Raw genomic sequence first — 10,949 nt, 5'->3', positions numbered from 1 at the left:
AGAAGTGAAACGCGGTAGCGCCGATGGTAGTGTGGCATTCGCCATGCGAGAGTAGGACACTGCCAGGCACCCAATTTAAGAACCCCGCTCATCGAGCGGGGTTTTTTATTACCTGAAACTCAGAAGGTAGCCTGATTTTTTACCGGCCCTATCTCCTTTCCTCTGTTCTTATTGTTACTCGGAGCTGCTTTCTGGTTCCACAAATAGCCTGATGTTCCGCTTGGTACTCTTTCTTCACTGAACCGCTGTCGCTCTGTATGGCGGCTCTGGCGTAGTCATGATCCACGAATCCTATGCTCGCCCGTACGCTACGATCTCTTGCTTGCGATCTTTCCTGGGCATCTGCGTCCTGTGTTAGCTGAAGTCTTTCTTTTTGAGCCCTCTGTTTGTCCATGATTTTGTTAGTCGCCCACTGACGTTATGCCAGAGAGTGTGTTGGCTGTGCTAACACGCAGGCGCAGTGGTTGCTGCTTTGGGTCCTTGTTGTTTGGGATAATAAGGAATTGGGAAGGGATACCCGCAGGAACGCAGAGGTTAGATGTTGGTAGGGGATCTTGTGGTGGCTATTGAGCCTGCAGGTGGGAAAATTAATGGGGGCGCTGAAGAAGGCTAATGTGTTGAGATCTATGAGGAATGACAAATCGGAGGCAAATAAAAAGCCCACGCAACATGGTTGCATGGGCTCGGTATGAATGGCGGAGGAGGTGGGATTTGAACCCACGGATGGTCGCCCATCGCCGGTTTTCAAGACCGGTGCATTCAGCCGCTCTGCCACCCCTCCGCAGCAGTGCGGCGAATATTACCATGCTGATCCGGCTTGTAAATCCCTGTCCGGTTTGATTGCTGGTTAATTGCGCTAAATGACATGAAAAAGTGGCAATCATGGCTCATCAAGCGCTTTTTTGGCCAGATAGCTTGACTTGAAAACAGACTCAACCACTATAGTGGCCTCTATCATATCCTCTGCAAGATAACGTTATGACTATTAAAAATGCCCTGTTTTGCGCGCTGGCTGGCGTGACCCTGCTGGCGACGCCGGTACATGCAAGCGAGCTGACCAAAAGCGATGTCGAGCAAATCGTTCGCGACTATCTGGTCAAGAATCCCGAGATCCTGGTCGAGATGTCCAATGCACTGCGTGCCAAGCAGGAGAGCCAGCAGGCCGAGAGTGACAAGGTGCTGATCAAGGCTCACTCCAAGCAGCTTTATGCCAATCAGGATCCCGAGATGGGGAATCCGAAGGCGTCGCTGACTATTGTGGAGTTTTTTGATTACAACTGCGGTTACTGCAAACGGGCCCATCCGCTGGTCAAGCAGCTGATGGCGGAAGACAAAGACATCCGGTACATCTACAAGCAGTTCCCCATTCTGAGCGAGTCCTCCTACTTCGCAGCCCGTGCTGCGCTGGCGGTCCAGCTGGGTCAGCCTGACAAATACCAGGCGTTCCACGAGAAGCTCTATAGCCATCAGGGCCCGCTCGCTGATGAAGCACAGGTTAAGCAGTTGGCTGTGGCGGCTGGTGTGGACTGGAGCAAGGTGGAGGCCAAGATCAAGGATGGCAGCATTGATCAGAACCTCGGTACCAACCGTGCCCTTGCTGAAGCGCTCGGTATCTCCGGTACCCCGGCCTTCATCATCGGTGATCAGATCCTGCGCGGTGCTCCCCGTGATCTGGCCAGCCTGAAGGGGTTTATCAAGGACGTGCGTGCCGGCAAGAGCATTCAATAAGCGGTTGTCATGGTCGAGGGCCCTGCGCCCCGGCCAGATACAGAAAGAGGGTCGGTATCACTACCGGCCCTCTTTTTTATTATGTCCTTTGGCACAAGTGGTCGTCGCGAAAGGACCATAACAACGTGCTCAGGACCCGGCCTGTTGGCCTCAGTAACAAGTATTAGCAGAGTCGTTCGGAGTCTATTGATAAATATTTCACCTCGCAGAGGCGTGTCGTGAGCATTGCTTAATTCCGGTCAAGATTTTTTCTGCTGCTTGTCTTAGAATCGCCGCCCGTTGCAGGAGAAACCCCTATGTTAGTTGATATTTTACGGCTGGTTTTTATAGCCGGAGGCCTCGTATTCATCTTTATGCTGGTACAAGCCTGCTGGCGGAAGAAGCAGAGTGGAGCCTTTGAGGCGACCCCCTTCTGGCCGGTGGCGTTGATCGGTGGGGTTGCCAACTTCCTCGATACCCTGGGGGTGGGCAGCTTTGCGGTAAAGACCGCCTGCTACAAGCAGTTCAAGCTGATCGATGATCGGGTACTGCCGGGTACCCTCAATGGGCAGTGCGTGCTGCCGACCGTGACTCAGTCGCTGATCTTCGTCGGTGCAGTCGCAGTGGAGCCGCTGACGCTGATCAGCATGATGATGGCCGCCGCAGCTGGCGCGGCCTGGGGCGCTCGTCATGTGGCCTCGTTTGATCGGCAGACCATCCGGTTGGTGATGGCTATCTCCTTACTGGTCGTTGCAGGGCTTATCTTTGCCGGTCTGCTGGGGCTTTTCCCTGTAGGCGGCGATGCGATGGGGCTCAGCGGCTACAAGCTGGCGATCGCCCTGCTTGGCAATTTCATCTTCGGGGTGCTGATGAATGTCGGTATCGGCCTGTTTGCTCCCTGCATGACGCTGGTTTATCTGCTGGGGATGAATCCGCTGGCGGCGTTTCCCATCATGATGGGCTCCACCGCCGTGCTTAGCGTTTTCTCCGCAGGCACCTTTATCCGTAAAGGGGCGTTCGATGCCAAGGCGGTGCTGGCGGTAGCCATCTTTGGCCCCATCGGTGTGGTGCTGGCCGCCATGCTGGTCAAATCCATGGATATGGAGATGCTGAAGTGGCTGGTTGCCTTTATCGTCATCTATACCTCCTGGACCATGTACGCTTCTTGGCGGGCGGCGCGTCGCTCCCCTGTGCAGCTAACGTTGGAGAGCGCAGGCTAGCCTGTACCAGTGCCGCTTCAGCCTTGGCCCCCAGATAGACATAGAGGCCAAGCGCCAGCAGCAACCCCACCGCACACCCCATCACCCCGACCGCAGGCCAGAGCAGCTCGCTCTGGCCGAGCGAACCCTTGAACAGCAGCAACAGCCCCTCGATGGAGACCGCGATCAGAATGGCGGCGATAAAGCGAGTGATGGTGCGGCGAATGGCGCTGTGGCGGAAGATATCCTTATGCAGCAGTACCTCCTCTTCCAGAATGGTCTTGCCCAGATCGAACACCGCCAGTGCCAGCGTCAGGAAGATGATGGCGCTAAAGGCGCCGAGCTGGTTCTGCTGCTCGCCGCACAACAGCTGGTAGATCTGCTCCAGCCCGTGCCAGATGAGCGTCGCGACGATGAGAAACAGCGCCATGCTCAGCACCACATAGACCGCCTTGAACCAAGGCATGGCGCGGCGGCGCTCCCTGTCTCCCATCAACCAGCCAATCAGCTGATTCAGACAGACGGTGATCTCTCGTCCTTGCCCCTGCACGATAAGGTGCAACCGGTTATGGGCGGCCGGTGCCGCAGGCTGGATGCATATCGGCCCCTGATAGTGGTCAATGCTGACCACAAAGGGATACCCCTTGAGCGAGACAAGGGGGGCGCTGAGCAGACCCTGCAGTAGCGGGGTCAGCTCTTCCTGATACTCCTGATAGCGCCGCAGCACATCGATGGGGCTCATCTCTGCCATATGGACCTCGGTGACGTGGGCTCTTGTGGTGAATGTGCAAATAGTGGGCCTGCTTTATGACAGGGATGGCGGGGTAAGTTGCACCAGAGGATGACAAAACGACGGATGATGAAGGGGGAATGCACCAGAAATGGGCGTATCGAAGAGCTGTGTGGTGATGAATGCACTGCAATAGAAAAGGGCCCGTGACGGGCCCTTTGCGACAACCAGCGGCGATTTAGCCAGCCAGCTTGGCGAAGCTGCGCTCGGCGGCCGCCAGAGTGTGTTCAATCTCCTTGTCGCCGTGAGCCAGTGACAGGAAGCCAGCCTCGTAGGCGCTCGGCGCCAGATAGACGCCCTCTTCCAGCATGAGATGGTAGAAGCGCTTGAAGCGTTCCATATCGCAGCGAGTGACCTGCTCGTAGCGGGTGATTTCGGGCTCGTCGGTGAAGAAGAAGCCGAACATGCCGCCCACATAGTTGATGGCGAGCGGGATACCGTGTTTGGCTGCGGCCGCCTTCAGTCCCTCGGCAACACGAGCTGTTTTGGCGCTCAGCTGCTCATAGAGACCCGGCTCCAGCAGCAGATCCAGCATGGTCAGACCGGCCGCCATGGCCACCGGGTTGCCGGAGAGAGTTCCTGCCTGATAGACAGGGCCAGTCGGGGCGATGTGCTGCATCACCTTCTTCTTGCCGCCGAAGGCACCTACCGGCATGCCGGCACCGATGATCTTGCCGAGGGTGGTGAGATCCGGGTCGATGTTGTAGTGGCCCTGGGCACCGCGCAGGGAGACGCGGAAGCCGGTCATCACCTCGTCCAGGATCAGCAGGGCACCGAACTCGTCACAGATGGCGCGCAGCCCTTCTAGGAAGCCGGGCACCGGCGGAATGCAGTTCATGTTGCCTGCGACCGGCTCGACGATGATACAGGCGATCTCGCTGCCGTACTGAGTGAAGGCTTCACGCACCGAATCCAGATCGTTGAAGACGCTGGTCAGGGTGTGCTTGGCGAAATCGGCCGGAACGCCCGGGCTGTTGGGTTGACCCAGGGTCAGGGCGCCGGAACCGGCCTTGACCAGCAGGGAGTCGGCGTGGCCGTGGTAGCAGCCCTCGAATTTGACGATCTTGTCGCGGCCGGTGTAGCCACGGGCCAGACGGATGGCACTCATGGTGGCTTCGGTGCCGGAGTTGACCATCCGCACCTGCTCCATGGAGGGGACAATCTGGCGGACTTTCTCGGCCATCAGCACTTCGATCTCGGTCGGCGCACCGTAGCTCAGCCCCTTCTCAACGGCCTTGATGACGGCGGTTTTGATGGCCGGGTGGTTGTGACCCAGCAGCATGGGGCCCCAGGAGCCGATGTAATCCACGTAGGCCTGACCATCCACATCATAGAGATAGGCGCCATCGGCGTGATCGATGAAGCGGGGCGTGCCGCCGACCCCATTGAAGGCGCGGACCGGTGAGTTGACGCCACCCGGAATGGTCTGGCGGGCCTGTTCAAACAGCTGATCTGATTTTGACATGGATCATCCTTAATGGGATTTTGGTCGTCACACAAGGGATTGCAGCCGATTGAGACTCGGCAGGCCGGAGCATCAGGAGTATGCTTTGCGCTCTCGCCACCCGGACTCTCGGTCTGCTCCCGTGACAAAAATTTAACGGGCCGACTATAGCAGAAAGCCCCAGCCCTGGGCAGCCGAGCAACGCGCCGGGTGATCCTGATCTCAGCTAGCTGACGATATGGTTTTTCCAAGTTGGTGTAACAAGATGGCGCAACAAGCTCTCTCCTCTGAAGCCGATACCTCTTCGCGGGGGCCGCTTTCCCGCATTATCCGGCAAGACAAGATGCCCTTGCTGGTGCTGCTGCTGGCGGCGCTGGTCGGCACCCTGGCCGGACTGGTGTGCGGCCTGTTCGAATCTGGTGTCCACTGGCTGGCAGAACAACGTATCGCCTTGCTGGCAGACCGTCCCTGGTGGCAGCTCGGTCTGCTTGGCTTTGGCTTCAGCGCCTTGCTGGGATTTGTCGGTTACTTCCTCACTCATACCTTTGCCCCGGAAGCGGGTGGTTCCGGCATTCCCGAGATCGAGGGGGCGATGGACGATCTGCGCCCGGTGCGGTGGTGGCGAGTGTTGCCGGTCAAGTTCTTCGGCGGCATCTGTACCCTGAGCTCCGGTATGGTGCTGGGGCGGGAGGGACCTTCGGTACAGATCGGCGGCAACCTCGGCAAGATGGTGGCGGATATCTTCCGACTGCCCAAGGAACATGGCCATGCCCTGTTGGCCGCCGGTGCGGCGGGCGGTCTGGCTGCTGCCTTCAATGCGCCGCTGGCGGGCATCCTGTTCGTGATGGAGGAGATGCGGCCGCAGTTTCGCTACTCCTTTCTGGCCATCAAGGCGGTGGGGATCTCCGCCATCATGGCGACCTTGATGTTGCAGAACATGAAAGGGCAGGGGGCGGTGATCACTCTACCCCACTACGATGCGCCAGCCCTCAAGGCGCTCTGGCTGTTCCTCTTTATGGGGGCCACCTTCGGGGTGCTCGGTTTTGTCTTCAACAAGCTGGTGCTGGCCTGTCAGGATGGCTATCTGGCGCTGCATCAGAACAAGCGCCACCGTTTCGTGGCCATCGGCATGCTGGTCGCCGGAACGTTTGGCGTGCTGTCGCTGTTTGCTCCTTCGGTGACGGGCGGCGGCACAGAGCTTATTCCTCATCTGATGGGGGATGAGTATGCGATGGCGACCCTGTTCCTCATCTTCTCGGTGCGGCTGGTCGCGACCCTCATCTGCTTCTGCTCCGGTGCCCCGGGCGGGGTGTTTGCGCCGACCCTGGCGTTGGGCACCTTGTTTGGCGTGGTGTTTGGCCATCTGTTTCATGCGGCGTTTCCGGAGCTTGGCATCGAGCCCGGCGCCTTTGCCATCGCCGGAATGGGGGCTCTCTTTGCTGCCACCGTGCGCGCCCCCATCACGGGTATCGTGCTGGTCACCGAGATGACCGACAACTATCAGCTGATCCTGCCGATGATGATTACCACAGTCGGGGCGACTCTGGTTGCCCAGTGGCTGGGTGGCCGGCCCATCTATTCCCAGATCCTGGAGCGAACTTTACGGCTCGCCGCGCGTCAAAAGCGGGGTGATGGCAGTGCCACGGCCAGTTAATTTTTCCCTTTATCGCCTTTGGCCCCGGTCAGGGCGGTATAGTGAAGGGAGAGGCGCTGCCGTAAATGGCGTGATAACGGGATGAGGGGCTATGTCCAATCTATTGAAGTTATTGGTCGTGTTAGCCGTTGGCGGGCTCATTGGTTACTTTGTCGGTAACCGTCAGGAGCTGGCCCAGAGCAGTCTGTTGGTGGTACAGCAGGAGACGCTGGATCGTCAGGGCAAGGCTATCGGCCAGCTCAAGACCGAATTGGGGGTGAAAGATACCCAGCTGGCGACCCAGAAAGCGGCCTTCGAGCAGTTGCAGACCACCCTGAAGAGTCAGGAGGCGCAGGTGCAGGAGCTCAAACGCCAGTTGGCCTTTTTCGAGCGGATCATGCGCCCCACCGGCGAACAGGTGGGGGTGGTGATCGACAACCTGACCCTGCAGGAGACCAGCATTCCCGGTCGTTACCACTACCGTCTCGCCCTGACCCAGCCCGCCAAAAAGCGGGAGCTGTTCCGTGGTCAGGTGCAGATCCGGGTCGAGGGGAGTCTGGCTGACAAGCCGAAGACGCTAACCGGCCGCGATCTCGGGATGAAGGTGAGCGAGTGGCGTTATGCCCTGCGTTATTTCCAGCTGCTGGAAGGGAATTGGCAGTTGCCGGAAGGCTTTGTGCCGGATCGGATCCGTGTCACCATCAACAAGGATGGCAGGCAACCGGCGCAAGAGCTGCTGGTTGAGTGGGGCGAGGTGATCAAGCCGCTGGTCGCCGCACCGCCTGCTCCGGTTCCCGCTGCCGGTTAAACGTGGTGAATACTTGAACTGAATGGTCGGGTATTGGATAATTTCGCGGTTTCCATGTTTGTGGATCTAATGGTTGTGAGGTCAGTAATGAGTGCAGTAGCAGAAGCCCCGCTGCCCATCCAGATGACGGATGCGGCGGCCAACAAGGTGAAGAACCTGATCACCGAGGAAGAGAATCCCGAGCTGAAGCTGCGGGTATACATCACGGGTGGGGGCTGCTCCGGTTTCCAGTATGGCTTTACCTTTGATGAGAAGATCAACGACGGAGACACCGTAGTCGAGAAGAATGGCGTCACCATGGTGATCGATCCCATGAGTCTGCAATATCTGGTAGGCGGCAGTGTGGATTACACCGAGGGTCTGGAAGGTTCGCGCTTCACCGTGACCAACCCCAATGCCACCACGACCTGTGGCTGTGGCTCCAGCTTCTCCATCTGATCGGCATTATCGGTCTGATGACACGGCTCTCGGCAACGAGGGCTGTTTTTGTTTGTGGGCTCTGGGATGACGGTAAAACAGCATCCCCCCTGAAACAACAAAGGCGCCTTGGTGGCGCCTTTGTTGTTTCAGGATGGCTTAGCGGGAGCTTGCCGCCGCGACCAGCGGGGTCCGGTTCACTGCCTTGCCCATGTAGGCGAGGGTGATGGTCACAATGATGCAGGTGAAGCTCAGCCACATGTAGGGCAGGTAGTCGAGGGTTGCGACTCCTAAAACCCCTGCCATGAAGATGCCGTTGTCGCTCCAGGGCACCATGCCGCAGGTGAGGGTGCCGCCAAACTCGGCGTTGCGAGAGAGGTTCTTGCGCGCCAGTCCCAGTCGGTCGTAGTTCTTGGCCATGATCTTGGGAGTCAGGATCAGCGACACATACATGGCTGAGCCGAACACGTTGGCCAGAAACGCGGTGCCGATGGTGTGGCTGGTCAGGCTGCCGACGCTCTTGATGCGCTTCTCGAAGGCGCTGGCGATCACTTCCAGAATGCCGACCTTCTCCAGCAGGCCGCCAAACCCGAGACCGAAGATGATGACCGCGACCGAGCCCAGCATGGACTCCATGCCGCCGCGACCGAGAATGTTGTCGATAAAATCGATGCCGGAGGTGATGGCAAACGGACTATAAGCTGAGTGCATCGCTTTGACCGGATCCATGCCCTGGAAGGCGATGGCCCAGATCAGGCCCAGCAGGGCGCCGAAGCTGATCACCGGGAAGGCGGGCTTGCGGTTGGCCAGCAGACCCAGCACCAGCACCACGGGGACTATGGCCAGCGGGGTGATGTTGAACTGGTTGTCGAGAGCCTCCATCACCAGATTGACCTGCTCCAGGCTGACATTGCCCGAATACTGCATGCCCACCACGGTGAACAGCACGGCGGTGATGACATAGGAGAGCAGGCTGATAGGCAGCATCCCCTTGATATGCTCCACCACGTCGACGTTGGACATGGTCGAAGCCAGCACTACTGAGTCGGAGAGCGGAGAGAGCTTGTCACCAAAATAGACGCCGGAGAGCACGGCACCGGCTACCAGCGGCGCAGGCACGCCGAGGCTGTGGCCGATCCCCATCATGGCGATACCGGCGGTGGCGGCAGAGCCCCAGGAGGTGCCGGTGGCCAGCGAGGTCAGGGAGCAGATGATCAGGGTCGCCAGCAGGAAGATGGACGGGTGAATCACCTTGAGGCCGAAGTAGATGATGCTGGGGACTATGCCACCGGCAATCCAGGTGCCGACCAGAGCACCGACGGAGACCAGGATCAGGATGGCCCCCATTCCCTTGGCAACGCCGTCAACGGCTGCCTGTTCCAGGGATTTGTAATCGTGGCCGAGTTTGATGCCAAGCCCCATGATGACGAACCAGGCGATGAACAACGCCAACTGGATCGGCAGATCGAGCACGCTGGTGAACGAGAATGCCAGGGCCAGGAAAATGGCCAGACAGGCAAACACCTGTGCCATGCCCGGTAGTCGGATGTGGTTTTGTTGGTTTTGCATAGATACTTCCTAAACTCTTGCTCGCCAAGGTCACTCCCTCTCGTCCTGTGGATACATCGATCCCGAGGAGGCAACCCAAAAAGAGGCCGCAATCTACCACAAACCCGGCGGGTTAAAGCCCCATCAAATTGGCAAAAATGCACATTTGATTGAAAAAATCACAAATTAGTTGATCTCATAACCCGTTTTTGAGCGGCCTGTTGACACAAGGGGTCACATACGAATCCCGCTTGTGACGCCACTTGCATCCCCAGTAGATGAAGATGATAATTATTATCAATTGTTGATTGGGGAGAAAACAATGCGCTGGATATTGCGGGGTATGATGTTGCTGGTGGCGGTGGCTGTACTCGCATGGGGTCAGGATAAAGAGTACGGCACCTGGAGTGCCGGTTTTCTGCTGGCTGCCTGGGTGATGCTGGAGCCCGGATTGCGCCCCGCCTTGATCTTGCTGCCAGTGGCCGGGTTGACCGGTATCGTTACCCTGCTCTGGCAGCAGCCCTGGTTATGAGCTTTTGACGGGAGCCTGCTTGATCTTCTGCTGTGCCACCTTGAGTGATTCGACCACCAGTTTCTCCATTTCGGTGCGCTTGGCGTCGGTCAGGAAGTAGATCATGTCGACATTGTGGCGAATATAGTGGGCCGGAAGCTGGTTGAGGGTGAGGCAGCAGAGGTCGGCCATCTGATCGCTGTTTAGCTTTTGCTGCAGCCCCTGTTTCTCAATCTCCTTGAGCACCAGATGTTCGTAAAAGTTGTGAATGTCGGTATCCAGTATCATATGCGTTCCTTGGCATGACGATGAGCGGTGAGTCGTCAAAAGCATAGCCATAACAAGGAGTAAAAACAAAAGGCCCATCACTTTCGTGATGGGCCTTTTGCGTAATGAATGGTGCGAAGAGAGGGACTCGAACCCTCACATCCGTGGGACACTAACACCTGAAGCTAGCGCGTCTACCAATTCCGCCACCTTCGCACACTGATTTTCTCCAGCTGGTTTTTAAATGCGGTTGGAGCGCATTGCTCTGTTTTTACATGTCAGAATCATGGTGCGAAGAGAGGGACTCGAACCCTCACACCCGGGGGGCACTAACACCTGAAGCTAGCGCGTCTACCAATTCCGCCACCTTCGCACATTCGGGTTTCCAGTCTGGATTTACATGCTGTCTGGATAAAGCATGGTGCGAAGAGAGGGACTCGAACCCTCACATCCGTGGGACACTAACACCTGAAGCTAGCGCGTCTACCAATTCCGCCACCTTCGCACATTGTGTTACCAGTTTTGATTTACATGCTGTCTGGAGAAGCATGGTGCGAAGAGAGGGACTCGAACCCTCACACCCGGGGGGCACTAACACCTGAAGCTAGCGCGTCTACCAATTCCG

General features: G+C 57.8%; 10 protein-coding genes and 4 tRNA genes. 6 read left to right on the top strand and 8 right to left on the bottom strand.

The features are described 5' to 3' along the window. Positions 1–693: 693 nt before the first annotated feature. Positions 694–781: transfer RNA gene (locus tag G5195_RS19965), tRNA-Ser, on the bottom strand. Positions 782–978: 197 nt separating this feature from the next. On the opposite strand from G5195_RS19965, the gene G5195_RS19960 reads away from it, so the two are divergent. Further along, positions 979–1,728, top strand: coding sequence for a DsbA family protein (locus G5195_RS19960; RefSeq protein WP_421210251.1), 750 nt, complete (start codon positions 979–981; stop codon positions 1,726–1,728). Positions 1,729–2,024: 296 nt separating this feature from the next. Next, positions 2,025–2,927: a TSUP family transporter gene (locus G5195_RS19955; protein ID WP_421223938.1), complete on the top strand. Its 903-nt coding sequence runs from the start codon at positions 2,025–2,027 to the stop codon at positions 2,925–2,927. Here G5195_RS19955 and G5195_RS19950 read toward each other — a convergent pair. Both G5195_RS19950 and hemL read right to left on the bottom strand, forming a co-directional pair. Beyond that, on the bottom strand, positions 2,842–3,657 hold the full coding sequence (locus tag G5195_RS19950; protein WP_421223939.1) for a hypothetical protein: 816 nt from the start codon (positions 3,655–3,657) through the stop codon (positions 2,842–2,844). The two genes, G5195_RS19955 and G5195_RS19950, sit on opposite strands and share 86 nt — an antisense overlap. 217 nt (positions 3,658–3,874) lie before the next feature. Then, positions 3,875–5,161 (bottom strand): glutamate-1-semialdehyde 2,1-aminomutase, encoded by a 1,287-nt coding sequence (hemL, locus tag G5195_RS19945; protein WP_421236408.1) that lies wholly within the window; start codon positions 5,159–5,161, stop codon positions 3,875–3,877. Between the two features lie 244 nt (positions 5,162–5,405). On the opposite strand from hemL, the gene clcA reads away from it, so the two are divergent. The 3 genes from clcA to erpA all read left to right on the top strand — a co-directional run bounded on the left by clcA (position 5,406) and on the right by erpA (position 8,019). Next, positions 5,406–6,794: a H(+)/Cl(-) exchange transporter ClcA gene (clcA, locus tag G5195_RS19940; protein ID WP_040067313.1), complete on the top strand. Its 1,389-nt coding sequence runs from the start codon at positions 5,406–5,408 to the stop codon at positions 6,792–6,794. Between the two features lie 91 nt (positions 6,795–6,885). Then, complete coding sequence (locus G5195_RS19935; protein WP_005343032.1) at positions 6,886–7,581, top strand: DUF6776 family protein; 696 nt, start codon at positions 6,886–6,888, stop codon at positions 7,579–7,581. 87 nt (positions 7,582–7,668) lie between these two features. Beyond that, positions 7,669–8,019: an iron-sulfur cluster insertion protein ErpA gene (gene erpA, locus G5195_RS19930; RefSeq protein WP_005340225.1), complete on the top strand. Its 351-nt coding sequence runs from the start codon at positions 7,669–7,671 to the stop codon at positions 8,017–8,019. Positions 8,020–8,157: 138 nt separating this feature from the next. On the opposite strand, the gene nhaC is transcribed toward erpA, so the two are convergent. Further along, entirely contained in the window at positions 8,158–9,567 is a 1,410-nt protein-coding gene (gene nhaC / locus G5195_RS19925) for a Na+/H+ antiporter NhaC (RefSeq protein ID WP_421236407.1), read from the bottom strand. A gap of 301 nt (positions 9,568–9,868) precedes the next feature. Between nhaC and G5195_RS19920 the strand changes: the two genes are divergently transcribed. After that, complete coding sequence (locus G5195_RS19920; protein ID WP_005357820.1) at positions 9,869–10,078, top strand: hypothetical protein; 210 nt, start codon at positions 9,869–9,871, stop codon at positions 10,076–10,078. Here G5195_RS19920 and G5195_RS19915 read toward each other — a convergent pair. From G5195_RS19915 to G5195_RS19900, 4 genes are all read right to left on the bottom strand, one after another. After that, positions 10,073–10,345 carry a late competence development ComFB family protein gene (locus tag G5195_RS19915; protein ID WP_005343036.1) on the bottom strand — a complete coding sequence of 91 codons (273 nt, stop codon included), beginning with the start codon at positions 10,343–10,345 and terminating at the stop codon, positions 10,073–10,075. The genes G5195_RS19920 and G5195_RS19915 overlap by 6 nt on opposite strands. Before the next feature lie 109 nt (positions 10,346–10,454). Further along, a tRNA-Leu gene (locus G5195_RS19910) sits at positions 10,455–10,540 on the bottom strand. 71 nt (positions 10,541–10,611) lie between these two features. Continuing rightward, a tRNA-Leu gene (locus G5195_RS19905) sits at positions 10,612–10,697 on the bottom strand. Positions 10,698–10,743: 46 nt separating this feature from the next. Next, positions 10,744–10,829: transfer RNA gene (locus tag G5195_RS19900), tRNA-Leu, on the bottom strand. Between the last annotated feature and the right edge of the window lie 120 nt (positions 10,830–10,949).

This window comes from Aeromonas sp. 601039 (assembly GCF_049174415.1).
Lineage (GTDB): Bacteria > Pseudomonadota > Gammaproteobacteria > Enterobacterales > Aeromonadaceae > Aeromonas > Aeromonas veronii_A.
Note: the sequence above shows the minus strand (reverse complement) of the source record. Positions and strands in the feature narration are given on the sequence as shown.